This window comes from Halomonas sp. DP5Y7-2, from assembly GCF_019802025.1.
Lineage (GTDB): Bacteria > Pseudomonadota > Gammaproteobacteria > Pseudomonadales > Halomonadaceae > Halomonas > Halomonas litopenaei_A.
In genome coordinates, this window is sequence record NZ_JAHVHY010000001.1 from 497,191 (window position 1) to 523,194 (window position 26,004).

The 26,004-nt window shown below is 61.6% G+C and carries 22 protein-coding genes; 4 read left to right on the plus strand and 18 right to left on the minus strand.

The genetic code is table 11. The features are described from left to right. Nucleotides 1–74 precede the first annotated feature (74 nt). The 6 genes from KUW18_RS02080 to KUW18_RS02105 all read right to left on the minus strand — a co-directional run bounded on the left by KUW18_RS02080 (nucleotide 75) and on the right by KUW18_RS02105 (nucleotide 8,605). Entirely contained in the window at nucleotides 75–2,255 is a 2,181-nt protein-coding gene (locus KUW18_RS02080; RefSeq protein WP_222560701.1) for an ATP-binding protein, read from the minus strand. A 251-nt stretch (nucleotides 2,256–2,506) separates the two neighbouring features. After that, nucleotides 2,507–3,022 carry a molybdopterin-dependent oxidoreductase gene (locus tag KUW18_RS02085; RefSeq protein ID WP_206939804.1) on the minus strand — a complete coding sequence of 172 codons (516 nt, stop codon included), beginning with the start codon at nucleotides 3,020–3,022 and terminating at the stop codon, nucleotides 2,507–2,509. 206 nt (nucleotides 3,023–3,228) lie between these two features. Further along, nucleotides 3,229–4,047 (minus strand): DUF2189 domain-containing protein, encoded by an 819-nt coding sequence (locus KUW18_RS02090; protein ID WP_206940798.1) that lies wholly within the window; start codon nucleotides 4,045–4,047, stop codon nucleotides 3,229–3,231. A gap of 338 nt (nucleotides 4,048–4,385) precedes the next feature. Then, nucleotides 4,386–4,814 carry a universal stress protein gene (locus KUW18_RS02095; RefSeq protein WP_206939805.1) on the minus strand — a complete coding sequence of 143 codons (429 nt, stop codon included), beginning with the start codon at nucleotides 4,812–4,814 and terminating at the stop codon, nucleotides 4,386–4,388. 11 nt (nucleotides 4,815–4,825) lie between these two features. Continuing rightward, complete coding sequence (locus KUW18_RS02100) at nucleotides 4,826–7,420, minus strand: TRAP transporter permease (protein WP_206939806.1); 2,595 nt, start codon at nucleotides 7,418–7,420, stop codon at nucleotides 4,826–4,828. Nucleotides 7,421–7,621: 201 nt separating this feature from the next. Next, nucleotides 7,622–8,605, minus strand: a complete 984-nt coding sequence (locus KUW18_RS02105) for a TAXI family TRAP transporter solute-binding subunit (RefSeq protein WP_206939807.1) — start codon at nucleotides 8,603–8,605, stop codon at nucleotides 7,622–7,624. 388 nt (nucleotides 8,606–8,993) lie between these two features. On the opposite strand from KUW18_RS02105, the gene KUW18_RS02110 reads away from it, so the two are divergent. Continuing rightward, entirely contained in the window at nucleotides 8,994–9,833 is an 840-nt protein-coding gene (locus KUW18_RS02110; RefSeq protein WP_206939808.1) for a carbon-nitrogen hydrolase family protein, read from the plus strand. 97 nt (nucleotides 9,834–9,930) lie between these two features. Beyond that, nucleotides 9,931–10,458 carry a macro domain-containing protein gene (locus tag KUW18_RS02115; RefSeq protein ID WP_206939809.1) on the plus strand — a complete coding sequence of 176 codons (528 nt, stop codon included), beginning with the start codon at nucleotides 9,931–9,933 and terminating at the stop codon, nucleotides 10,456–10,458. 68 nt (nucleotides 10,459–10,526) lie between these two features. Here the strand turns inward: KUW18_RS02115 and KUW18_RS02120 are convergent, their stop codons facing one another. The 3 genes from KUW18_RS02120 to KUW18_RS02130 form a co-directional block, all read right to left on the minus strand. Continuing rightward, nucleotides 10,527–11,822 (minus strand): TRAP transporter large permease, encoded by a 1,296-nt coding sequence (locus KUW18_RS02120; protein WP_206939810.1) that lies wholly within the window; start codon nucleotides 11,820–11,822, stop codon nucleotides 10,527–10,529. Continuing rightward, nucleotides 11,812–12,288: a TRAP transporter small permease gene (locus KUW18_RS02125; protein ID WP_222560702.1), complete on the minus strand. Its 477-nt coding sequence runs from the start codon at nucleotides 12,286–12,288 to the stop codon at nucleotides 11,812–11,814. The genes KUW18_RS02120 and KUW18_RS02125 overlap by 11 nt, the downstream gene beginning before the upstream one ends. Nucleotides 12,289–12,401: 113 nt before the next feature. Next, a complete protein-coding gene (locus KUW18_RS02130) occupies nucleotides 12,402–13,433 on the minus strand; it encodes a DctP family TRAP transporter solute-binding subunit (RefSeq protein WP_374107036.1) in 1,032 nt (343 codons plus the stop codon). Between the two features lie 360 nt (nucleotides 13,434–13,793). Between KUW18_RS02130 and KUW18_RS02135 the strand changes: the two genes are divergently transcribed. Next, nucleotides 13,794–14,552, plus strand: a complete 759-nt coding sequence (locus KUW18_RS02135; protein WP_222560703.1) for an outer membrane protein OmpK — start codon at nucleotides 13,794–13,796, stop codon at nucleotides 14,550–14,552. A gap of 86 nt (nucleotides 14,553–14,638) precedes the next feature. Then, nucleotides 14,639–15,517, plus strand: a complete 879-nt coding sequence (locus tag KUW18_RS02140; protein WP_222237198.1) for a DMT family transporter — start codon at nucleotides 14,639–14,641, stop codon at nucleotides 15,515–15,517. On the opposite strand, the gene KUW18_RS02145 is transcribed toward KUW18_RS02140, so the two are convergent. The 9 genes from KUW18_RS02145 to gcl form a co-directional block, all read right to left on the minus strand. Then, nucleotides 15,514–16,026 (minus strand): DUF192 domain-containing protein, encoded by a 513-nt coding sequence (locus KUW18_RS02145; RefSeq protein WP_222237197.1) that lies wholly within the window; start codon nucleotides 16,024–16,026, stop codon nucleotides 15,514–15,516. The genes KUW18_RS02140 and KUW18_RS02145 overlap by 4 nt on opposite strands. A gap of 12 nt (nucleotides 16,027–16,038) precedes the next feature. After that, entirely contained in the window at nucleotides 16,039–17,196 is a 1,158-nt protein-coding gene (locus KUW18_RS02150) for an ABC transporter ATP-binding protein (RefSeq protein ID WP_222483518.1), read from the minus strand. After that, complete coding sequence (modB, locus tag KUW18_RS02155) at nucleotides 17,193–17,864, minus strand: molybdate ABC transporter permease subunit (protein WP_222237195.1); 672 nt, start codon at nucleotides 17,862–17,864, stop codon at nucleotides 17,193–17,195. The genes KUW18_RS02150 and modB overlap by 4 nt, the downstream gene beginning before the upstream one ends. Nucleotides 17,865–17,870: 6 nt before the next feature. Continuing rightward, entirely contained in the window at nucleotides 17,871–18,677 is an 807-nt protein-coding gene (modA, locus tag KUW18_RS02160) for a molybdate ABC transporter substrate-binding protein (protein WP_222560704.1), read from the minus strand. Nucleotides 18,678–18,717: 40 nt separating this feature from the next. Further along, nucleotides 18,718–19,440 carry a GntR family transcriptional regulator gene (locus KUW18_RS02165; RefSeq protein ID WP_206939828.1) on the minus strand — a complete coding sequence of 241 codons (723 nt, stop codon included), beginning with the start codon at nucleotides 19,438–19,440 and terminating at the stop codon, nucleotides 18,718–18,720. 179 nt (nucleotides 19,441–19,619) lie between these two features. Next, a complete protein-coding gene (gene pyk, locus KUW18_RS02170) occupies nucleotides 19,620–21,095 on the minus strand; it encodes a pyruvate kinase (protein WP_222560705.1) in 1,476 nt (491 codons plus the stop codon). An 869-nt stretch (nucleotides 21,096–21,964) separates the two neighbouring features. After that, the gene (locus KUW18_RS02175; protein ID WP_409995818.1) at nucleotides 21,965–22,888 is read right to left on the minus strand and encodes a 2-hydroxy-3-oxopropionate reductase; all 924 of its coding nucleotides are present in this window, start codon (nucleotides 22,886–22,888) and stop codon (nucleotides 21,965–21,967) included. A gap of 60 nt (nucleotides 22,889–22,948) precedes the next feature. Beyond that, complete coding sequence (hyi, locus tag KUW18_RS02180; protein ID WP_222161724.1) at nucleotides 22,949–23,740, minus strand: hydroxypyruvate isomerase; 792 nt, start codon at nucleotides 23,738–23,740, stop codon at nucleotides 22,949–22,951. Between the two features lie 105 nt (nucleotides 23,741–23,845). Then, nucleotides 23,846–25,621 carry a glyoxylate carboligase gene (gene gcl / locus KUW18_RS02185; RefSeq protein ID WP_222161723.1) on the minus strand — a complete coding sequence of 592 codons (1,776 nt, stop codon included), beginning with the start codon at nucleotides 25,619–25,621 and terminating at the stop codon, nucleotides 23,846–23,848. Between the last annotated feature and the right edge of the window lie 383 nt (nucleotides 25,622–26,004).

A 26,004-nucleotide genomic window follows, 5' to 3' on the forward strand; every position in this document is an offset into this window, starting at 1 on the left:
CCCGCGCTCTAGCCAAGGCCATGTCAGAGCCATGTCAGAGCCAGGGCCATGTCAGAGCCATGCCGGAGCCAATATCATGCCAGCGGGAAACGGTATTGGCTCTGAGCGTAGGCCTCCAGGGTTCGCTCCAGCAGATCGGGCAAGCTGTCGATCACACCCCGCGCTTCCGTGGGACGCCCTTCCCTGACCCAGAATTCCAGGGCTTGGGCGGCTTCCGCCACGGCCTGGGCCCCGACTCCCGCGGCTTCACCGCGAAGCTGGTGGGCAAGTCGCGCCAAGGGTTCATCTTCGCCCTCGCGATAGGCCCGCTCGATATCCGGCAGCCGGGCTCGCGCCTGACGCCCGAACAGCTTGACCAAGGCGTTTCTGCGCTCGCCGCCCAGGCCCTCGTCCAACGCATCCAGTGTCTTGACGTTGATCAGCGAGGTCGCCGCGCTCGCTCCCTCGACAGCATGCCCCTCTCCTTGCAGATAGCGCTTGAGAACGCTGAGCAAGGTGCCCATCAGCAGCGGCTTGTTAAGGTAGTCATTCATACCGGCAGCCAGGCAGTCTGCCTCATCATGGCTGGCTCCACCTGCGGTCATGGCCACGACCGGTACGTCCCGCCGCCAGTCGGCAAAGCTACGCAAGCGCCGCGTCACTTCTCGACCATCAAGGTCCGGCATCTGAATATCCATCAGAATCAGATCGAAGCGACGCTCGCCGCACAGTGCCAGCGCTTCCTTGCCACTGGCCGCCAGGGTCGCGGCGCAACCCAGGCGTTCGAGCATCGCCATGGCCACCTCCTGGTTGACCAGGTTATCTTCGACCACCAGCAGATCCGCTTCGGCCAGCTGCTTCGGGGCCACCCGCGGGCGCCCGGTGGGGGCCGTCGGCATGGCACGCTCGTCTTGCTCACAGGCCACCAGAGGTAAGCTGAACCAGAATCGGCTGCCCTTGCCCCAGCGACTGTCGACGCCGATCTCTCCGCCCATCGACTCCACCAGCCGTTTGGAGATGGCAAGCCCCAGCCCTGTCCCCCCGTAACGCCGTGCCACCGAAGCGTCACCTTGCCTGAACGGCTCGAACAGCTGGGGCAGCAGCGAGGCATCCACACCCTGACCGGTATCCACCACATCAAACTGGATCCGCTCATCGTCCAGCCGCGTCACTGAAAGACGCACCATGCCGCGTTCGGTAAACTTGATCGCGTTGGCCAGCAGATTCAGCACCACTTGGCGCAGCCGCCCGGGGTCGCCTTCAATCCACGGCGGCAAGGTGTCATCCATGTGGCTCAGCAATTTCAGCCGTTTGGTCAGGGCCTTGGGACGGAAAAGATCGAGGGTTTCTTCCACCAGCCGGTCCAGCTGCACCGGCTGCAGGTCCACTTCCATGCGGCCGGCTTCGATCTTGGAAAAGTCCAGAATGTCATCGATCATGCCCATCAACTGACGGGCACTGGAATGGATCGTGCGAGAGTAGTGATCGGCGCGTTCAGGCAGATCAAGGTCACTCAACAGCTCGCTCATGCCGATGACGCCGTTGAGCGGGGTGCGTATTTCATGACTGACGGTGGCCAGAAAATCTGACTTGGCCTGGCTGGCAGACTGGGCCCGCCGTGCACTGATCTCCAGCTCACCGCTCAAGGTCTCCAAGGCCTTGCGAGACGCCTCGTTGTCCCGCGCTTCCTTGAGCAGCACAGTAAGCATGACGCCCCCTGCCAGGGTCATGCCCAGAATCATCACCAGCAACAGCACATACAACCACTGGAGCCGCTGACGCTCCTCCGTATTGACCTCGGCCAGGTAGCCGTTGACGGCCATGATCAAGCGCTCGGTCTCCGTACTCAGGCGGACCAGTCGCTGATCAAGTAGGGATAAGGTATCGCTGTCCAGTGCTGACAGCACACTCACTTCCGCGTCCAGGTCTTTCATCAGGTCCGTGATCAACGACAACTGACGGCGTGCCGCTGGCGCTTGCTCCAACAACTCACTGATATCGCTATGCTGAAACAGGTTTAAACGGCTGTAGAGCAGATCAAACTCCAGCCTGAAATCGGCGACACCATGCGCTCCATGTTCGCCAAACAGCAGAAGGTTGCGAAGCTGCACGGTGTCCCGGTCCAGCTTGTAGCTGTGCCAGGTCACGTCTTCCATCACCCGGTGGGCCAGATTGTCCTGGCGCCACGCGACCAGCCCGATCACCACCATGGCGGCGGCAAAAAAGGCCAGCGCGGCCACGGCGCTGAAGACAAGCCGAAGCGGATAACGCCTCATGTAACGCGGACGCCCAAGACGCCCTCCTCCCGCCACGGGCGCACACGCCTACGCCGCAGCGAATGACGACACGAGCCGACGATGCCTCTGCTGGCTGCTGCTCTGACTGCTGCTACCTCAACGACGTGCACGCGCGGCACTGCCTCCTTGCAGGTCTGCAAACCACCTCCCACCACACTTTGCACCACCGATTCCTCATTACATGGCGTTCGACGTACCCGCCCGAGGCTTGTCACCACGGCGCATAGGCCTTAAGGCACCTCGATCGCATCCACTTGCCACACCGAGCGAAATTGGATGGTTTCGTTGTGCAGCTCAGGGTGGTCATCGAAGGGATAGAGCACAAACAGCGGGCCAAAATTTCGCACCGACATGACGTTATCGTCCTGGGACATCGCCAGTATCACGTCGTAGCGCTGGGCATCGGACACCGGAATATCCGCCACAAACCCGTTCAAGGCATGCACCCGGATGTGCCCAGCCCTGACGCCCGCCAATTCGAGGACACTGCGCAGAAGCGGGCCCTTGAAACGACTCGCCTGACGGTGCCAGGGGGTATCGGTCGTAAGCTCCCGCCCTTCGAGTTGCTCGAGCATCTGACGATCCAGCCACAGCTGATTTCCCACATTGGCATTATCGATGTCGCCTGACATCTTCAGCAGTACTGGCCCCTCTGGAGCAGGCAAGGAGTGGGCGTGCCCCACTTCCGCTACCAGCAACATTCCCAACAGCACGACCACTTGGCGAAAACACCCTGGCACCCGCATGACCTCTCCTGACACGTTACGCAGGTGTAGAGTACGTCATCGCGTACAAAAGGTCAGTCCAGCAAGCGGCCCCCGCCTTTGCTGATTCAAGAAAACTGGGCCCTGAACAGGAGATAAGCCCCTTCGCCGCTGCGAATCACTCTCAGACGCCAGACCCAGGCACCAGACCCAGGCGATGAGCCCTACGCCGGCGCCTGTCGTCAGGCTCAGGCGTCGGACTCGTCCACCATCTCGCACACCACGAGATCCTCGTAGGCGTGCCAGCTGGCGTGCCCCAGCACCGGCAAGATCAAGGCCAGCCCGATATAGAAGGTCGCCATCCCGATCAACACACAGCCGGTCAGGATAGCCGCCCACAGCAGCATCGGGCGGAAATTTCTGGCCACCGAGCGGATGCTGGCCTCGATCCCTTCCATAAACGTCAGGTCCTGATCCATCAGCGTCGGAATCGCAACCACACTGATCGAGAAGGCGCCAAAAGCCAGTACACAACCCACCGCCAACCCCACGGCCAGCATGCCGAACCCTTCGGGAGTGGTCAGCAAGGAGGCATAGACGGTTGCCGGATCAGGAGACTGCAGACCGAAGAACAGCGCGAACAGCAAGGTGGCCAGGCGAATCCAGGCGAGAAAGAAGATCATCATCATCACGCCCATCATCGCCAGCTGGCCGCCATGACCGCGCCAGGCGCCAAATGCATCCCCCAACGTCGGTGATCGGCCCTCTTCCAACGCGCGACTGATCCCGTAGGACCCTACCGCCACCAGCGGGCCGATAAACATGAACCCGGCCACCAGTGGCAACAGCCAGTGCCACAGGCCCATGGTCAACGCGCCCGCCGTGACGGCGATACTGAGCCCTACCCAGAACATGCCGTAAGAAAGGCTGACGGCCGTTGCCGCCCTGAAGTCCTCGAAGCCGGAAGCCAGCCATGCTCTTGGCCGTCCCATACCGACATTCTTGATGGAGATCTTGACCCTGGCGCCGCTTGCCAGCTTGTCCCGCCGTGAAGCTGCTGCACTCATCATCTTCACCCCCTCTACCAACGGCTAAGGGCTTGTACTATCGGCCCGTTATGCCACCAGTGATTCCATCGGTTGTTGCACAACCGTCATGGGAGTCTTAGCGCCTGACAAAGGGGTGTTTCGCGCTCCTAGGCGCCGGTCGACTCTCACTTGACTGTAGTTGATGGGCCGGGGCTTCGCCTTGAACCTACGCAAGCTTACGAAAAAGCCACGTGCCTGCGACGGCACTCACTCGCTCGTCTTCGAGGCCGTACCGCGGAGGCCACATCAACAATAAAAAGCCCCCTCACAAGGAGGGGGCTGCGGATAGCGGTCTATCACCTGGACCTGCCAGCGTCTCAGCGAACGATCATCACCGAACACTTGCTGTGGTGCACCACATGCTCCGCATTGGGGCCTATCACGTAGTCAGAGAACTTGCGCTTGGTATGCGACGCCATCACGATCAGGTCGGCATCGATCTTCTTGCCGACCTTGATGATGGCCTCCCATGGGGACCCATCGACGATGATGGCCTGAGACTGGACGTCATCAGGCACGTGCTGGTCGATGAACTCCTTCTGAGCCTTCTGTAACGCTTCCCGCGCCTTCTTGGCAAAATCCTTGGGGAAATAGGAGCCCACCAGCGGCATGCGATAGTCCGGCAGGACCGTCACCAGGTGCAGGCTGGCCTCAAAGTTCCGACACAAGGACAGCGCCACAGGCAAGGCACGCTCCCAGGAGGAGGGCTCGTTGAGATCGACCGGCAACAACAGTTTCTGATACATGTCAGGCCTCCTCAGACCGTAGCCTCGGTGGAATCATGCGAGCGACGACGGCGCTGCGCCAATACCACAAAGGCGAACAGCAGCAGCGCCGGGAACCAGATCAACTCCTTCGGCCAGCGATCCACCGGCGCCTGAATATCGACGATCTCCTGATCGAAGTCGAAGCCGAGATCCGATGCCTGACTGCCGTAGGTCACCATGTCGACCATGGCACGCCCATCGTCGATGTATAGCTCAAGGCCGAGGTTGAGCAGCCGCTCTTCTCCGCTCTCACCCTCGACAACGGGCAGAGTCATGTAGGTGGTCAGAGGATCACCGAAGGCATCTTCGCCCTTGACCTGGATACGCAGGGTACTGTCTTCGTCCACCTTGCCGTAAGTCTCGACAAATTCAGACGGAGCAATACTGCGGTACGGGTCATGGATCATGTCCATCCAGAAGCCCGGGCGGAACAGGCTGAATGCCACCAGCAGCAACAGGATGCTCTCGTACCAGCGGTTTCTTGTCAGCATGTAGCCTTGGGTGGCCGCGGCAAAGATCAACATGGCGATCGTCGCCACCACGAACACCAATACCCCCTGCAAGGGCGCTACATCAATCAACAGCAGATCCGTGTTGAAGATGAACAAGAACGGCAGTGCGGCCGTTCTCAGGCTGTAGTAGAACGCCTGGAACCCGGTACGAATGGGGTCGCCTCCCGAGACCGCCGCGGCAGCGAAGGAAGCCAGCCCCACCGGCGGAGTGACGTCCGCCATGATGCCGAAATAGAACACAAACAGGTGCACGGCGATCAACGGCACCAGCAACCCGTTCTGTTCACCTAGCTGTACGATCACCGGTGCCAGCAGCGCCGACACTACGATGTAGTTGGCGGTCGTCGGCAGCCCCATCCCCAGAATCAAGCTGAGCACGGCAGTGAAGAACAGGATCAGCATCAGGTTGCCCATGGACAGGATTTCCACCACGTCCGCGAGCACCAGCCCCACCCCGGTCTGAGACACGGCACCGACAATGATGCCGGCCGTCGCCGTGGCAATACCGATACCGATCATGTTACGGGCGCCGGTGACCAGGCCGTTCCACAGGTCCATGCCGCCTTCACGCAGGTCCTTGGCAAAATCGCCGCGGCCACGGAAGGCGTGCATGATCGGACGCTGGGTCAGCATGATGAAGACCATGAAGACCGTGGCCCAGAAAGCCGACAGCCCAGGCGAAAGACGCTCCACCATCAAGCACCAGATCAGGACGATGACCGGCAGCAGATACTGCAGACCCACCATGACCGTCGGGCGCGTCTGCGGCAAGGTGTAGATAGGCTCGTTGGGGTCATCCAGCTCCAGCTCAGGATATCCCGCTGCGAGCTTGAGCAGGGCCACATAGACCACGGCCAGCGCCACCGCAACGACCCAGGGAGTGGCATCGCCCAGTACCGGTTTCAGCCAGCCAAGGCCGTAGTAGACGCCCAGCGCCACCACCATCATCAGCAGCAGACCACCGAGGAACCCGATCACCTTGCGCACCAGTGGCTTCGGCGGGTTGGAGCTTTCCAGGCCCTGCATATTGGCCTTGAGCGCCTCGAGGTGAACGATGTAGATCAAGGCAATATAGGAAATCAGCGCCGGCAGGAAGGCGTGCTTGATCACCTCCACGTAGGAAATACCGACGTATTCCACCATCAGAAAGGCGGCCGCCCCCATGACCGGCGGCATGATCTGGCCGTTGACCGAGGAGGAGACCTCCACCGCGCCCGCCTTCTCGGAGGAAAAGCCCACACGCTTCATCATCGGAATGGTGAACGTGCCGGTAGTCACCGTGTTGGCAATGGAAGAGCCGGAAATCAGCCCCGTCATGCCCGAAGCCACCACGGCAGCCTTGGCCGGCCCGCCCTTGTAGTGGCCCAGCAGAGAAAAGGCGACCTTGATGAAATAGTTACCCGCGCCAGCCTTGTCCAGCAAGGCGCCAAAGAGCACAAACAGGAAGACGAAGCTGGTCGACACCCCCAGGGCGATACCAAACACGCCTTGGGTGGTTAGCCACTGATGATTGACCAAGCCATACAGACTGACACCGCGATGCGCCAGAATGCCGGGCATCCACGGGCCTGCCAGTGAATAAATGATAAAGATCGAGGCAATGATCATTAGTGGCGGCCCGAGCGCGCGCCGAGTCGCCTCCAGCAACAGCACCAGACCGGCCACACCGACGATGACGTCCTGCAGAATCGGTGCACCAGGACGCTGGGCAAGCTGCTCGTAGAACACAAACATGTACGCGCCGGCACAGGCGGCAAGAATGCCCAGCACCCAATCCTGCAAAGGAATACGATCGCGCGGCGAGCGCTTGGTGGCGGGATACGCCATGAATGCCAGGAACAGCGCAAAGGCCAGGTGTATGGAGCGCGCTTCGGTGGCATTGAAGACGCCAATGCCCGCCATGAACGGCAGCGGCGAGGCTATCCATAGCTGAAACAGCGACCACGCTGCGGCAACCCCCACCAGCAGTTTGCCTGGTCCACCCGCCGGATTGCGCGAGCCTGAGTCGCTGGAGGCGACCATGTCCTCAAGATCCACTTCTGCCGCCGTGGATCTTTTGTTGTCCTCAGTCATAAGCGTGCCCTGCCTTGGGAGAGGAATCGTGATGATGGTTGGCCGCGGCCACCATCCCCTGAGGCCCGAATGAACGGGCGCGTTGCAGATGCTGACGAGACAGTGACTGGCTCATCTCGTCGCCGGTCCACAACGCACTGCGCGGCCGCCCACTGGCTGACCGCGCAGAAATGCATCGGATATCCGTGTAACGGTAATCCGTTACTCGATCCAGCCCTGCTCACGATAGTAGCGAGCGGCACCTTCGTGCAGCGGGGCAGACAGGCCATTGGAGACCATGTCCTTCGGATCCAGCGTTTCGAAGGCCGGGTGCAGGCGCTTGAAGCGGTCGAAGTTGTCGAACACTGCCTTGACGGTCTGGTAGACCAGTTCGTCGTCGGCTTCAGCGCTGGTCACGAAGGTGGCCGCGACACCGAAGGTTTCGACGTCCTCGTCGTTGCCCTTGTACAGGCCGCCCGGGATGGTGGACATGGAATAGTAGGGATATTCCTCGACCAGTCCCTTGATGGCGTCATCGTTAAGGGGCACCAGGCGCGCGTCGACCGTGGTGGTGGCTTCCTGGATGGAGCCATTGGGGTGGCCGACCACATAGGCCATGGCATCGATGTTGTTGTCCGCCAGGGCAGAGGCCATTTCGGCCGCGTCCAGCTGGGAAGCCAGGGAGAAGGTGTCTTCGGTCCAGCCCTTGGCGTCCATCACCACTTCCATGGTGTTGCGCTGACCGGAACCCGGATTACCGATGTTGACGCGCTTGCCAGCCAGGTCATCCAGGCTCTCGATGCCGGAATCAGCACGGGCCAGGATCGTCAGCGGCTCACCATGCACCTTGAAGACGGCGCGCAGATCTTCGTAGGCGTCACCTTCGAAGTTGCCAGTGCCGTTGTAGGCCTGATACTGCACATCAGACTGCGCCACACCCATGGTCAACTCGCCGCTGCGAATGCCATTGACGTTGGCCACAGAACCCCCGGTAGAGGGCGCGTTACAGCGAATGTTCGTCTCGTCGCTATTGCGATTAACGAAGCGGCAGACGGACTGCCCAACGACGTAATACACGCCGGTCTGACCACCGGTGCCGATGGTGATGAACTGTTCCTGATCCTGGGCCATGGCCGGGGACGCGAACATGGCAGTTCCCAGAATGGCGCTGGACAGAGCAGCGGCGGAGAAAGCATGGCGCTTCATGGTCACACCTCTTTTGGTATTGTCGACGTTGACAGCATGGAACTCTACCCTGCCCCTCCTGGGCCGGCAAAGCGTCCAATCGTCACTACTTTAGCGGGAAATTCACCTGAAGGGTCCAGGCATATCCATTGTAAAACGAGAGTTTAGCTACCGCTAACGTTTAGTGGGCGTTAATTTTACGACGACCTTTCCTCCTTACCCGACCATCAGCCTGTGACAGGCCCATCCAGCAAAGCCGCCGCGGCTGCCCTGCCACCTTGCATCAGCGTCCATGCAGACACCAGCACTCATCGTGAGCATAGTCGCTGCGGACAAAGGTGCCACACCCATGACTGTCGTCACGCCTGCACGGCAGGTAATCTTGGACATTTCCTGACACGAGAATCCGATGCGACTACTGGCCTGTCAGACCGCAATCCCCACCACCCGGACCCGCAACGAACAGCTCGGCTACCTGACACGGCTCGCGCAAGACCTGCGCCAGGCGGCCCGTCACCATCAACCGGATCTCATCGTGCTGCCGGAACTGTCGTCTCAGGAATACAGCGATGCCGCCTTTGATCACCTAGACCAACTGGACGACGATCTCAAGGGGCCGGTGGTGCAGCTGCATCGAGACCTGGCCTCCGAGCTCGGCTGCTTCATCGCCTTTGGTCTCGCCCGCCGCGCTGCTGATACTCCCGCAGGCTTGAGACGACACATCAGCCAGGTTGTGGTCGGACCAGACGGCGAGATCAGCGCTGTCTATGACAAGTTACATTGCGCGCAATTCGGCGCGAGTGCCGAGGCGGGCCATTTTGTCCCAGGAGACCGCCTGGTCACGTTCGATGTAGCGGGATGGAGGGTCGGCGTCATGATCTGCTATGACCTGCGCTTCGGCGAGCTGGCGGCCCGCTACCGCCAGCAGGGGGTGGACCTGATGCTCCATCCAGTGGCCTTTACTCGCGACTTTTCCTTCGCCAGCTGGCATAGCTTCATCACGACCCGTGCCATGGAGCATCAATGCTACTGGCTGAGCCTCAATCGTGCGGGGGACGACTGGGGGCACTCCACCCTGTGTCCGCCCCTGTTGACGGCCGATATCCCAGCCCAACCATTGAGCCACCAGGAAGGCATCGTCTGCAGGGAGCTGGATCGCCAACAGCTGATGGAGGCACGTGCGCGCCTACCGCTGGCCCGCGACCGCCGCGACGATATCGACCGCCTGCCCGTCCACCCCTTGCCCTAGAAGGCCCTAGCCGCCACTCTTGCGTGAGGCCTTTCGCAATCCCTTCGCCACCCTTTCTCACCCCCCTCTCACCCCCTAGCCACGCCAAGGAGGCCCCATGTCTCACCCGTTGATGGAATGCGTGACCGGCGATATTTCACAGCAGTCAGACGTCGACGCAGTCGTGAACGCCGCCAATGCCCAACTGGAGAGCGGCGGCGGCGTCGCAGGAGCGCTGCACCGAGCGGCGGGACCGGAACTGGCCAAGGCAGGCAGGCCCTTGGCCCCCATCGCCCCGGGCCAGGCTGTGATAACTCCCGGCTTCAACCTGCCTGCGCCCTGGGTCATCCATTGCCTGGGCCCCGTCTACGGCCACGACGAGCCGAGTGCCGAACTGCTGGCCAGCTGCTATCGACAGGCGCTTGCGCTGGCCAGTGAGCAGGGTATCCGCCGCTTGGCGTTTCCCGCCCTGTCCACCGGCATCTTTGGCTATCCGGTCGAGGAAGCCGCAGAGATTGCCATCACTACCGTGCTCAGCGAACTGGCCCGCTACGACAGCATCGACCTGGTGCGCTTCGTGCTGTTCGACGACACCACCCGCGACCTCCACCAGCGTTGGCTCGAGACTCTGACCGATCACCCTTGAGCGGCAACGACAGCCGGTAACGTCCTCGGGCGCTGCTGGCTGCCGCCCCCCCTGCGCTAGACGTTATGCTAGACGTTGTACCCCAGGATCCTGGGCAACCACAGGGCGATCTCAGGGAAAATTGCTACCAACGCCAATGCCGATGCCATGGCCGCGACAAAGATCAGCGCCCAGCCGACGGTCTGTTCGAGTCGTACCTTGGCGACCTCAGTGGTCACCATCAAATTGACCGCCACGGGTGGCGTGAACTGGCCGATGGCAATATTCATGGCCAGCAGAATGCCGAACCAGACAGGGTTCCAGCCAAAGTGCTGCATCACCGGAATCAGGATCGGCATCATGATCAGATAGATCGAAATAGCATCCAGCAACATGCCCGCCGCTAGCACAGCAAGCATGATCAGTACCAGCAGCAAGGCACCGTTGTCAGACAGACCGATGACCCATTCGGCAAGGTGGCGGAAGGTTCCCAGCATGGTGCCTGACCAGGCGAAGATACCCGCCAGCGCGATGATCAGCATGACCACGCCGGACACGATGGCAGCCTCACCCATCAGCCCCCAGAGGTCCTTCAGGGACAGCTCGCGGGTCACCACCAGGCCGACGATGACACCATAGGCGACGGCGACCACCGCAGCCTCGGTGGGGGTAAACAGCCCACTGCGCAGCCCTCCTAGAATGATGACCGGCGCGAACAGCGCGGGCAGCGCCTCCCGAAAGCTCTTGCCGATCGGCGGGCGCTCGACGTCGCGGGGGTCTTCCCAGCCATGGTGGCGCGACAGCCACAGCGCCGGTATCAGTAACGAGGCGCCAGCCAGCACGCCAGGAAACAGACCCGCCGCAAACAGCGCTCGAAGGTCCACCCCAGGCACCACAATGGAGTAGAGAATCAACGCCACCGAAGGCGGAATCAGAATGGCGGTGGAGGCAGATGACGCAATCAAGGTCGCCGAAAACGGTCGTGGATAGCCTGCTCGGGTCATGCTGGGCAGCATCACCATGGCCACAGCGGCAGCATCCGCCGGACCGGAGCCGCTCATGCCTCCCATGATCATGCACACCACCACCGCAACCACCGCCAGCCCACCGTGTCGTGGACCCACCAGGGCCTGCGCGAAGCGCACCAGCCGAGCCGCGACACCGGCGCGCTCGAAGATGAGGCCGGTCAGGATAAACAGCGGAATCGCAATCAGCGGATACTTTGCCACGCTGTTGTAGGTATTGGTGCCCAGGGTCGCCAGCATCGCCGGTGATAGCCCCGTGATAATGCCTACGGCGCCAGACAGGCCGAGCGAGAACGCCACCGGCACCCCGGCCACCAGCAGCAGCAGAAAGGCCGCCAGCATCCAAAGATCAGGTGTCATCGCGACTCTCCCTTCGCAGGCGCTCGACGCAGGCTTGAACCTGGCGCAGCAGCATCAGGGTAGACAATAGCGGCAGCCAAATCAGGTACCACCACTGCGGCAAACCAAGCCCAGGAGACAGGGACTGCCACTGGTACTCCTGCCAGGTCATCACTCCGCTGAACCAGGTGATCATGCCTAGCACGACCACTCCGCAGCATCCCTGGAACAGGATCAGCACACGTTGACCTGCTGCTGGCAGCTTGCGCTCCAGCAGCCCGATACGAATATGGCGATGGCGTCGCAACGCCACGGATGCGCCGGCAAAGGTCAGAATCACCAGCAAGAAGACAGAAAACTCCTCGGTAAACGCAAAGGAGCCTCCCGTGATGTAGCGCACTACCACGTTGACCAGGCTGATCACGCCAATGATCAGGATCGCCAGGGTAGCGAGGATACGCTCGAGTCGAGCATCAGGACGTTTCATTGGAACGGTACGTCGGTCGGGGGTGAGGACAACGCCGGCCCTCCCGCAGGATAGGCCGGCATGGCAGTCCACCTGTCACACCAGCGGCGCGACAAGGGACAGCGGAGGAGGCTTCAGCGAGACTCGATGGCGCTGCGGGCAGCGTCCACCAGGTCCTCCCCAATCCTCGGCACCCACTTGTCGTAGACGCTTTCCGTCGCGGTGACGAAGGCCTGATGCTGGTCGTCGGTCAGGTCGGTGACGGTGACACCACGCTCCTGAATGGCCGCCAGACGCTCGCTCTCCTGCTCCCGGGTCATCGCCACTTCCCAGGCTCCAGCCTCCACCGCGGTGTCCCGCAGCAGCGCTTTTTCGTCATCCGACAGGGTGCCCCAGACTTGCTGGTTGGCAGCAAAGATCAGCGGATCATTCATGTAATTCCACAGCGTCACATGCTCTTGCCCCACCTGGTCGATACGCGCCACATCAAACACCGACAGCGGGTTCTCCTGACCGTCTACCGCCCCCGTGGTCAGGGCAGGCTTGGCGTCCGCCCAGCTCATCTGCGTCGGGTTGGCGCCCAGGGCAGTAAAGGTGTCCTGGAACAGCGGCGATCCGACCACGCGAATCTTCAAGCCTTCGAGATCACCCGGTTCGTCAATGACACCGCGAGAGTTGGACAGCTGACGAAAGCCATTCTCCCCCCATGCCAGGGGCACCACACCACGGGACTCGATCGCCTGGAACACCAGCTCGCCAGCCTCTCCGGTGGTCACGGCATCGACCGCTTGCTCATCCGGCATCAGAAACGGCAACGAGAACAGGTTGAGTTCAGGCACCTGGGGCGACCAGTTGATGGTCGAGCCAACGGCCAGATCGATCAGGCCGGAGCGCATGGCGGAAAACTCACGGGTCTGGTCACCGCTGACCAGCTGGGAGTTGGGGAAGACCCGCAGCGTCAGCTCGCCATCGGATCGTTCCTCCACCAGGTCGGCCCATTTCTGCGCCGCCTGGCCCCAGGGGAAGGCATCGGATAGCACCGTGGAGACCTTGAGCTCACGCGCCTCGGCATCCGCCGAGACACCCAGACTACCAAGCACCAGAGCGGCGCCAACCAAGGTGAGGGAACAACGAGCGGGCGCTCGAAGGCCAAACAGAGAAGACATGACGTGTCCTTGCGTTGATGCTCCCTTGGCGGCACGCGGCAAGCGCGGAGACGCGACAGCTCGGCCGACTGGGAGTCGATTATGGAGATAGGCGAACAACATGGGTCCTGACCGCTGTTCAATATGCCTGCAAACCATAATCCACCACAAGAGGAAAGCCTTCGGTCTCGCACCGGCATGAGCGGAAACGGAGAGGCAGCCACCTCCTTCACCCACCTCGAACATGCACACATCTTCCTGCCAAAAATGTATACAAACTCATTGACCTGTCGCTGGCCATCGGAAAAGCTGATCTAGGCGTTTACGGAAATATTTTCCATTAGATGCATGACGACAACCACAATGACAACGAGGACTCTCATGCGACAGCTGCCCTATTGCCTTGCCGCCTTGACGGCAACCGCGCTGAGCCTTCCGGCCCAGGCCGCTCTCTATAGCACGACCAAGGTCGAAGCCCTCTATGGCTGGGACTATGAGGACCAGGCCGATGCCGGCTTCGGTATCGATAACCGCCGCCACGGCATCCTGACGATCGCCAATGCGAGCGGCTGGACCTATGCCGACAGTTTCTTCTTCGCCGACTTCACCAACTACGACCGGGGCACCGAGGAAGAACAGGACTACGGCAGCACCCATGCGGAATTCAACGTGAGGGGAAACATCGGCAAGGTGCTCGGACAGGATCTGTCCTTCGGCCCCGTGAGCAACGTTTACCTGAACGGCCAGATCGACCTGGACCGCAACTCCGCCACCCGCAAGACCACTCATATGGTGGGGCTTGGCGTGGATCTCGACGTGCCGGGCTTTCGCTTCTTCAAGGTACAGGCCATGTATCGCGACGATGACAGCGACAAGGCCGACGGCAGCTCGGAGCAGCTGACGCTGGCCTGGAACCGACCATTTCAGCTGTGGCACGAGAACTTCAGCTTCGAAGGGTTCATGGACATCACCTCCGAGGAAGGTGACCTGGAGTCCCAGGTGCTGGCACAGCCTCAGCTGGTCTGGCACGCCACCGAGCATGTCGGCCTGGGTCTCGAATACCAATACTGGCACAACAAGTTCGGCCTGAAGGACACCGACGAATCCCTGCCGCAGGCACTGGTACGCTGGACCTTCTAGGCATCTGCTGGGTTTCCCCCGTCATCGCCCCTTCGGCCGGACGGGGGGCTCTGCTATCCTGCTGGCTTTGCCAACAAGGATTTCCAGTGCCTCTACGTGACCTTCTTCTCGGGCTCTGCGTCATTGTCATCTGGGCGTTGAACATCATCGTCATCAAGCTTGGAGTCACCGACATGCCTCCTCTGCTGCTGACCACCCTGAGACTGGCACTGGTCGCCGCCCTGCTGGTGCCCTTTCATCCGGTGTCACGACACCAATTGCCCTTCCTGCTGCTACTGTCCGTCACCTTCGGGGTAATGAACTTTGCCCTGCTGATCATTGGCCTGTCCCAAGCGGAAGCCGGTACCGGCGCCCTGCTGGTACAGATGGGCACGCCCTTCGCCACGCTACTGGCCGTGATCTTCCTGAAAGAACGACTGGGCATCAAACGTCTGGTGGGTCTGCTGCTGTCCTTCGGCGGGATTGCGGTATTGGCGGGCGGCCCCAGCCTGCCCGCGCCGCTGCCAACAGCATTGCTGTTGCTCAGCGCACTGGGCTGGGCCGTCTCGCAGCTGCTGATCAAGCTGGGGCCTTCGGTGTCGCCCATGGCGATGGCTGGCTGGATTGCCCTGTTTGCCACTCCCCAGCTGGCCTTGGCCTCCTGGTGGTTCGAGGACCATCACCTGCAGGCGATGCTGGACGCCGGGGTCAAGGGATGGGGGGCGGTGCTCTACACCGCGTTGATGTCATCCATCCTGGCATACGGCATCTGGTTTGGGCTGGTCAGACGACACGCCGTCAATCGCGTGGTGCCACTGACCTTGCTGGTACCGGTGCTGGCGGTGGTGCTGGGCATCCTGCTGCTGGACGACAGCGTCGACCCCTTCAAGCTAGGCGGCGGCGGTATGGTCGTGGCCGGGGTCGCCCTGATCGTCATCCGCTTCACACCGCGCCGCCGGGCGCACAGCCGCACGTCAACCACCTAGCCCTGGCAGGTTCCCTCACTCCCCGGCCAGCTGACGCAGTCGCCGGGGCCAACGCCCAGGGCGTCAAAGGTGCCGGCCCGAACTTCCAGCGCCGCATGATATCGCTCGGCGGGACGCGTGGTCGGGCAACCAGAGGCGCTTCCCTCGCAGGGGTCCATGCGACGCACTTCCTGAATTCGGCCATCGGCACCAATAAAGGCAATATCCAACGGCAGCAGGGTTTGATACATCCAGAAGCCATTGTGCACGCCCTGGGGGCTCTGGTAGAGAAACAGCATGCCGGCGTCGTCTGCCAGCTGCTCCCGGCCCATCAAGCCCTGATTGCGCTCCTTTGCATCGTCAGCCACTTCTACCGTGAATCGGGTCGGGCCCTGGGCCCCATGGATTACCAGGATCACCGTCTCCAGGCCCGGCGCATTGGCAAGAGCCTGTGACAGCAACCCGGTGGAGGACAGGGCCACCGGCGTCAACGCCAGCGACGCCAGGAAACGACGGCGGGAAAGAGTCATGCAGGCCTCCAATCAAGGGCTATCGTCATCACGTGAGGATGGCAGCATATCTGCTTGCATGACATGGATACCAGCGGCAAGCAGCGACACCCTGACCCAGCCGCCCTTCACCAGACCATTGCGGCGCGCCGCATGGGTCGCGATGTCGAAGCGCAATGGCTGCGGTTCATGAGGGACCCTGAGGGTGACCGAGCTCTGACCTCCCAACACCAGCAGCTCGTCGACCCGGGCTGTCACCAGGTTTTCGCGAATGCCGCGGGAGGGACGATCACTTCGTTGCAGCACAATATCAGATGCCGGCAGATACCAGGTCAGGTGACTGCCCACCGGATAGGCGTCCAGCCCCTGAGCCACTTCAAGACACCACTCACCCCAGCTGAGCCTGAGCCCTTGGGAGGTCGCCACCACGCGTCCCGAAAACACATTGGGGCGATCGAGCAGCCTGGCTACGGCTGGGCTGGCTGGCCGCCGAAACAGTGCTTCAGGCGCCCCCTGCTGCAAGGAGCGTCCCGCGTGGAGGACACACAGGCGATCCGCCAGCGCGCTGGCTTCATTGAGATCATGGGTGACCAGCACGATAGGAATGCTGAGCCGCTCGCGCAGTTGCACCAGCTCGCGCTGCAAGCGCCGACGAGTGACCTGATCGACCGCCGAAAACGGCTCATCGAGCAGCAGCACCTTGGGCTCCCGAGCCAAGGCCCTGGCCAGCGCCACACGCTGGCGTTGGCCGCCGGACAGCTGCCGCGGCAAACGCCGCTCCAACCCCTCGAGATTGACCCTTTCCAGCCAGTCAGCGGCTCGACGTCGGCGCTCGCTGCGTGGCAGGTGCCCCATGGCGGTGGCAATGTTGTCCGCTGCATCAAGGTGAGGAAACAGGGCATAGTCCTGAAACACCATCCCCACTCGCCGTTGCTGGGGCGACCAGTCATGGCCTTGATCAGCGTCGTACCAGGTCTCCTGCCCGCAGCTGACCCGGCCACGGGCGGGAGCGTAGAGTCCGGCGATGGCTCTGAGCAGGGTCGATTTGCCGCTGCCCGAGGGACCTACCAGGGCCAGTAGCTCGCCCGGCCGGCAGTGGAATTCGGCATCCAGCGGAATCGGTCCGGGCTGGGACAGCTTGACCACCAGCCCTTCCCCTTGCTGGCCCGCCGGACGCTCAGCCAACGTCATCGCTCAGCCTGCCAGCGATGACGCGCAGACAGCCCATAGACCACTGCGATGGTAATGAACGAGATCGCCAACAGCAGCGCGGACATCCAGCCTGCGGCGGACTCATCGAAGGCCTGCACATGGTCGTAGATAGAAATAGCCAAGGTACGCGTTTCCCCGTCGATCGCCCCTCCCACCATCAGGATGACCCCGAATTCACCGAGAGTATGTGCAAAGGTCAGCGCCAGGGCCGACACCACCCCCGGCATCACCAGCGGCAGCTCGATGGACAGGAAGGTACGCCATGGCGATAGACCGCTGCACCAGGCGGCCTCTCTCAGATGATCCGGTAACGCTTCGAAGGCGCGCTGGATGGGCTGCACGGCAAACGGAATATTGACGATCAGCGAGGCTAGCAGAATACCGCTGAAGGAGAAGTTCAAGCTGGTCCCGGTCAATCTCTGCCAAACGCCGCCCAGGGGGGCGTCAGCACTGAAGGCCAGCATAAGATAGAACCCCATCACGGTGGGAGGCATGACCAGCGGCAACGCGACCAGTGACTCTGGCAGTACTTTCCAGCGAGTGCGGCTCTGCGCCAGGCGCCGCCCCAGCCAGAGCGCTGGAAGCAACAGCCCCGCACTGGTCAGCACGGCCAACTTGAGGGAAACGATCAGCGCCGGTGCATCCATGGGCCATCACCTGCCATCAGCCGGTGAGCCGAACCCCTCGGCTTCAAGCACGGAGATGGCCTCAGCACTTTGCAGGAACTGATAGAACGCGGTAGCACCCGGCCCCGCCTCCTTGAGCAGCACCATGCGCTGCACGATGGGAGCGTGCCAGGAGGCGGGTATCAAGCGCCAACTGGCACGCTTGGCCAGTGCCGGCGCCTTGACCAGAGAGTAGGCGGCGAAGCCTCCTTGAGCCTCCGCCGAGAGCGCGAACTGAGCGGCCTGGGCGACGTTTTCTCCCATCAGTCGCAGCGGCTCGCTGGCGTCCCACAACCCCTCGCGGGCGAGTACCTGCTGTGCAGCCATGCCGTAGGGAGCATGGCGCGGATTGGCCATCGCGATACGCCGTACAGCGTCACCGCGTTGGCGCGCCTCGATGGCCTGGCGCACCCCCGCCAACGGCGCCTGTTCAGACGGCAGCGGGTGATCGGCGCGCTGCAGCCAGACCAGACGCCCATGGGCATACACCTGGCCTGGCTGCTCGGCGAACCCAGACTGCTCCAGCTCCAGCGCCCGGCGTTCGTCAGCCGACAGAAATAGTGTGAAGGGAGCCCCCTGCTCGATCTGGCGCTTGAGATTCCCGGAGGCGCCGTAGGTCACCACGACCTGCACAGGCTCTGCGGGATCGGCATCCGCCCTCTCGGCAAACCTTTCCACCAGTCGCGGCATGACGAATTGCAGAGATGACGCCGCAGCGACATTGACCCGCTCCGCCAGCGCAGGAGGGGCGAAGGCGCAGAGCAGCAAGGACAAGGCGGTCAGGATAGCGCGCATGGTGCAGAAGACTCACGTGGCAGTAGGGTCAAGCGATGACTCAGGCATCCCCGGCAAGTATCGACCTGAGATCGATGCGGCTGTCTCTCGGGCCGAGATCCAGCAACGACTGAAGGCTATCCAGGTGGAGCTCGACATCGCGGCGGCAGGCCTCGCCATCGCCCTCACGCAGATGGCTCAGCAGCCGCGTGTGATCGCCCTCCAGGTAGCAGCTGCCGACGCCCTGCCGCTTGTACAGGGCAATGACGATCGATGTCCGCAGGATCAGATCTGTCAGCATCGCCCCCAGTACCCGATTGGGAGAATGCTCCGCCAGCAGGTGATGAATCGCCAAGGAATGTTCGATCCGCGTCGGTTCGTCACTGGCAAGAAAAGCCTCCCGCTCCCGGTCGATACGGTCCTCAAGCTGGACCAGCGCCGGAGCCTCCAGTGTGCCGGCGGTCAGCGCAGCCACCTCACCCTCGACCAATCGGCGCGCCGCAAAGGTCTGCCGCGTCTCGTCCACATCCGGCGCTCTGACTCGGGCCACTTGGTTGGGGCGCTGATCTACCACGTGTTCTGAGGCCAACCGCGTCAACGCCTTGCGCACCACCGAACGACTGACACCAAATACGTCGCCCAATGTCACCTCAGGCAGGCGGGTCCCCGGAGGCAGCCGTTGGGTCAACACCGCTCGGCGCACCTGGCGCACGATATCGCCATCACTGATCCGTCCACCGGACTTGATCTCGGCCATCACCTCTTGCTGCCAGGCGTTGCTCATTGCTGCCTACCCATTATCGCGGAAAGCTTGACCTTCTCATGTTTTCCCCTATTGCACCACAGAAGAGGCATGTCATGTATACACCGGAGGAGGCAGATCAGACGACAGCGCCCGGTCCATACGGACCGGGCGCCATGCTGACTCGACAATGATCTCGAGTATTACCTAGCAAGCGGCCATCAGCTGCTGACATGCCCCTCGTTGACGTCGAGAATCTTGAGGGTGTTAGTGCCACCATGAGCATTCATGTGGTCGCCGCGGGTCAGGATGACGTGGTCGCCAGGAGCCGCCACGCCATGCTTGACCAGCCGCTCGAGGGCTCGATCATTGAGCTCCGCTGCGGTCATGTCACTGGTATCGAAGGGCAGTGAAATGACGCCGCGATACAGCGCCATACGACGCTGGGCGATCGGGTTGTGCGCCAGACCGACGATGGGCAGACCTGAACGAATGCGCGAGGCGATCAACGGCGTGTAGCCGGTGGACGTCATGCAGGCAATCGCCGCCACTCCGGACAAGTGGTTGGCCGCATACATGGCAGACAGGGCGATGGTTTCATCGATCCGCTCGAAGCCTTCATGGATGCGGTGGCCGGATTCCTGAGCGATGCGCTCACGTTCAGCACCAAGACAGACACGGTGCATGGCCTCGATCGTCTCGACCGGATAGTCCCCTGCCGCCGTTTCGGCGGAGAGCATGACCGCATCGGTGGCATCCAGCACCGCGTTGGCCACGTCGAAGACCTCTGCGCGCGTCGGCAACGGCGACTCGATCATCGACTCCATCATCTGTGTCGCAGTGATCACGGCGCGGTTATGGCTACGCGCATGCTTGATGATGCGCTTCTGGGTGCCGATCAGCTTTTCGTCACCGATTTCCACCCCAAGGTCACCACGGGCCACCATGACCGCCTCGCTGGCCTCGATAATGCCGTCCAGGGTCTCGTCATTCGCCACCGCCTCGGCACGCTCAAGCTTGGCGACCAGCCCGACCTCGGCGCCGGCGTCACCCAACAGGCGACGCGCCTCGAGCATGTCCTCTGCGGTCCGTGGGAACGACACGGCCAGGTAATCCACGCCGATATCGATGGCCGTCTTGAGGTCCTGCTTGTCCTTGTCAGTAAGCGCCGGCGCCGACAGCCCGCCGCCCTGCTTGTTGATTCCCTTGTTGTTGGACAACTTGCCGCCCACGACAACCTGGGTGTGGATCTGGCTACCCTCGACACGCTGAACATCCAGCACGACGCGGCCATCGTCCAGTAGCAGGCGATCACCCGAAGCAACGTCCTCAGCCAGCTCCTTGTAATCGCAGCCAACCCGGGCAGCGTCGCCGGACTGAGCATCCAGCGCCACATCGATCACGAAGCTCGCACCCTCTTCCAGGGTGACGGCACCATCGGCGAAACGGGCGATGCGAATCTTGGGCCCCTGCAGATCGCCCAGTGCCGCGACACTGCGCCCAAGCTTGTCGGCAATCGCTCTGACTTCCGTCAGTCGACGGCGGTGATCGTCGGCGCTGCCATGGGAAAAGTTGAGGCGAACCACGTCGACACCCGCTCGCAGCATCTCTTCCAGGACCCCCTCACGATCACTGGCGGGCCCGAGGGTGGCAACGATCTTGGTACGACGTACGGGGGTATGCGGGAATTGGCTCATGCTGTCCTCGACGGGTTCGAAAATGACGCAAGCAGGTCGGGCGGATCATCACAGAACGTGACGCGCGACCGAGTTCTGTAATTTTACTACAAGGAATATGTCAAAGCGACTACCGCCGCTGATAGGCCACTCCATCTCGCCAACCCTTTGTTGAAAATCAACAAATACTGACGACGGCTAGATCGAAAGGGTAGTGCAACGGCTCAGCGTCTGGGCTACCCCCTCTGGCAAAGGCACCATCCTGTAATTTAACTACAGATAAACCACCGACCAACGGCAAACCATCCATGTGCATGCCCTGTCAGAAGGCGTGTTCACGACAGTCTAACTAGCTCTGCGCGAGAGTCTCAAATCACGAAGGGGGCCCAGCCATTCACCTGGGGCTCTTCTGTAGGGCGATTCTATACAGCCAGGCATCGGTGGCTCCTCTGTATAGCCAGGCATCGGTGGCTCCTCTATACAGCCAGGCCTCGGTGGCTCCTCTATATCGCCAGGCCTCACACGTTCAGCTCTGGCATCCTCAGGCTGCCTGGAGTGAAGCGAGCCGGTAAGCCCCTCTGAATAGGCACTCTGCAGCACCAAAAAGGCCCACCGACAGGCACACAATGGAGGGGGACCCCGTCGGCGAGCAAGGGTCGCAGACGCGACCCAGCAGGCAATAGCGGTGCACGACTTGCCAGGAATGCGGTAGAACTCTCCAGGAGGTCCATGGATGCTGTAGAGATGTCCAGGTGCTTCCCCGGCAACGTCTTGAGTCAGCGTGGCGCTGCCCCAGGACGTATCGACAACGCCATCACCTGCTTGGCAGGGAGCAGTCACGCCCCTGTCATTTCCAAGCGTCAGCCGTGATACCACGGCCTCGGCTGACGCTATTGGCCAATGTCGTGACTCGCCAATGCCTCCAGGGCACGCACGATGCCAGCATGGTCCCACTCCGATCCGCCCAGCGCAGCACAGGATTGAAACAGCTGGGCGGCATTGGCGGTTCCTGGCAGGGCCAGGTTGAGGCCTCTGGCTCCTTCCAAGGCCAGGTTCAGATCTTTCTGATGCAAGCGGATGCGGAAACCGGGGTCAAATGTCCGGTCGATCATCCGCTGCCCATGCACGTCGAGAATCTTCGATTGCGCCAATCCGCCCAGCAGTGCTTCCCGCACCTTGCTGACGTCGGCACCTGCCTTGGAAGCGAACAACAGCCCTTCGGACACCGCCTCGATCGTCAGTGCCACCACGATCTGGTTGGCGACCTTGCAGGTCTGCCCAGCCCCGTGGCCGCCAATCCGCGTAATGGTCTTGCCCATAATCTCAAGTAGCGGCAGGGCTCTCTCGAAGCCTTCCTGGGTCGCCCCCACCATGATGGTCAGGGCGGCATTGATGGCACCTCCCTCGCCCCCGGACACCGGGGCATCGACGTACTCGCCGCCGGCCTCATGAATCCTGCGGGCAAATTCCTGGGTAGCCAGAGGGGCAATCGAACTCATGTCGATGACCAGCGTGCCTGGCTTGAGCCCGTGTACCACGCCCTGCTCCCCGAACAGCACCTCCGCGACGTCCGGGGTATCGGGCACCATGGTGATGATGACGTCACTGACCTGGGCCACGGCGTCAGGACTGTCGAGCTCCTGCATGCCCTTCTCGGCCAAGGCGGCAGCAAGCGTACCCCGCTTGACCGTGGTCAGTTCGTGTCCCGCGTCCAGCAGGTGCCCTGCCATGGGGCGTCCCATGATCCCCAACCCGATAAAACCGATCTTGCTCATTGTTATGCTCCTCGTGGTGCCTTGTAACTCTGTGGCGATCGCGACATCCGGCAACGTCGATGCTGCATGTCGCAATGCTGTGCTGACTGACGCGACGCCCTACTTGGTGGCAATCGCTCTGACGCTATCGAGCCAGCCAAGCCCCTCCTGGGTCGTAGTGGCTGGCTTGTACTCGCATCCGATCCAGCCGCGATAGCCGATGTGATCAAGGTGCTGGAACAGGAAGGGATAGTGGATTTCTCCTGTGCCCGGCTCGTGGCGCCCCGGATTGTCCGCCAGCTGCACGTGGGCAATACGCGACAGGTGACGCTCCATGGTCGGTGCCAGGTCCCCTTCCATGATTTGCATGTGGTAGATGTCGTACTGCAGCTTCAGGTTGTCGCTGGCGACTTCGTCGAACAGCGCCAGCGCCTGCTCCGTGTGATGCAGGAAGAAGCCTGGAATATCGCGAGTATTGATAGGCTCGGCCAGCAGCAGAATGCCGGCTGTCTCGAGCCTGCCCGCGGCATAACGCAGATTGTCGACCAGGGTCCGCTGTGCCTGCGCCTGACTGACGCCCTCTGGCACGATGCCCGCCAGGCAGTTGACCTGGCGGCAGCCCAGGGCCGTCGCGTACTCAATCGCGGTGTCGACGCCCGCGCGAAACTCCTCGATGCGCTCCGGATGACAGGCAATCCCGCGCTCCCCCGCCTCCCAGTCGCCGGCTGGTAGGTTATGCAGCACCTGCACCAGGCCATGGGCCTGCAGTCGCTGCTTGATCTCCGCGGCGGAGTAGTCATAGGGGAAGAGGTACTCGACCCCTTGAAAACCCGCCTTCGCGGCTGCCTCAAATCGATCGAGGAAAGGCAACTCGGTAAACAGCATGCTCAGGTTGGCGGCAAACTTGGCCATGTGGTGCTCCTCTTGGACGTCAAGATGTTCTTTTGTGACCCGCGCCCAGCCAACAACTGGCGTGACGCGGCGTCGACACGTGGTTTCCGGTCAAGTGAAGGCGTGTCACGTCAAGGCAGCGATCGAGCTTGGCGCATCCTCGAGGTTCTCGGCCAAGGCTTCGAACTCATTGATGCCGGCAATATCTGTGCCCATCGCGATATTCGTGACGCGCTCAAGGATGATCTCGACAACGACCGGCACGCGGTGCTCTCGGGCCAGTTGGCGGGCGCGCTCCAGGGCTGGCCCGATCTCGTCAGGCGTGGTGACCCGCAGCGCCTTGCAGCCCAGCCCTTCCACCACGGTCACGTGGTCGACGCCGTAGCCGTTGATCTCTTCGCAGTTGATGTTCTCGAACGACAGCTGGACGCAGTAGTCCATGTCAAAGCCGCGCTGAGCCTGGCGAATCAATCCGAGATAGGCGTTGTTCACCAGAACATGCACATAGGGCAGGTGGAACTGGGCACCTACTGCCAACTCCTCGATCATGAACTGGAAGTCATAGTCACCAGACAGCGCGACCACCTCGGCGTCAGGATCTGCCCGGCATACGCCCAAGGCTGCTGGAATCGTCCAGCCCAACGGACCTGCCTGACCGCAGTTGATCCAGTGACGAGGCTTGTAGACGTGCAAGAATTGGGCGCCAGCAATCTGCGACAGTCCGATGGTAGTGACGTACCGCGTGTCACGGCCGAACACCTTGTTCATTTCCTCGTAGACCCGCTGGGGCTTGACCGGCACATCATCGAAATGGGTCTTTCGCAGCATGGTCTGCTTGCGCTGCTGACAAGCCGCCACCCAGCTGCTGCGCTCCTTCAGGCGGCCTTCCTTGGCCCAGTCCCGGGCAATCTCGATCATGGTCACGAGGGCCGCCTTGGCGTCGGACACGATGCCGTAGTCAGGGCCAAAGATACGGCCAATCTGAGTGGGCTCGATGTCGATATGGACGAAGGTTCGTCCCTCGGTGTAGGTCTCGAGATTACCGGTATGCCGGTTGGCCCAGCGATTGCCGACCCCCATGACAAAGTCCGACTCGAGCAGGGTCGCATTGCCATAACGGTGGGAGGTTTGCAGCCCCACCATGCCCGCCATCAAGGGATGATCGTCTGGCAGCACTCCCCACCCCATCAAGGTCGGAATGACCGGAATACCCAGCAATTCGGCCAAGGTCTGCAGCTCGCTCGCGGCATCAGCATTGATGACACCTCCCCCGGCCACCAACAGGGGGCGCTCGGCAGCATTGAGCATCTCCAGCGCCTTTTCACACTGGACACGACTGGCCCTCGGCTTGTAGGCCGGCAGGGGTTCATAGGTGTCAGGATCAAATTCGATCTCGGTGAGCTGCACATCGATCGGCAGATCGATCAGGACCGGCCCTGGGCGTGACGAACGCATCAACTGGAATGCCTGCTGGAACGCCCGCGGTACCTGGGCCGCCTCCCGAACCGTGACAGCCCACTTGGTGACGGGACCGGCAATGGCCTGGATATCTACCGCCTGAAAATCCTCTTTATGCAGCTTGGCGACAGGTGCCTGACCCGTGATGCAAAGAATGGGGATCGAGTCGGCAGACGCCGAATACAGCCCGGTGATCATGTCCGTGCCCGCAGGGCCCGACGTGCCGATGCAGACGCCGATATTGCCTGGCTGGGCCCGCGTGTAGCCCTCTGCCATATGCGAGGCACCTTCCACATGCCGTGCCAGCACATGATCGATGCCGCCCACCCGCCGCATCGCGGCGTAAAACGGGTTGATGGCCGCACCAGGAAGACCAAAAGCGACGTCAATTCCTTCCTTGAGCAATACGTGAACAGCAGCATCCGCAGCGGTCATGCGAGTCATGGAACACCTCCAGGCATCAAACTGTATACATTGTTGCGACGCAATAAAGGACAATTCTATTTTTGTGGAATTTCTTTCCATTATGTTTAGCAGGCCGACTCCATCGCTGCAAATGTATTTGGAATTATTTTCCAAAAATCGTGCAGGAACGCACAAAACCGTAGAGGGAGTGGCGAGACGGGACAGAAACATCACGTCATCACGGCCTACATGACCCTCGCGGAGGGAGGGAGGGAGAAGAAGGAGAAGAGGGAGAAGAGGGAGAAGAGGGAGAAGAGGGAGAACACGGAACGCATAGAGCAGTGTGCAATTGCAACCGGAGCCTGCTCGCAACGGCACATATGTGTAGAGCTGACGTCGCTATACTGACAGAAACTATGCAG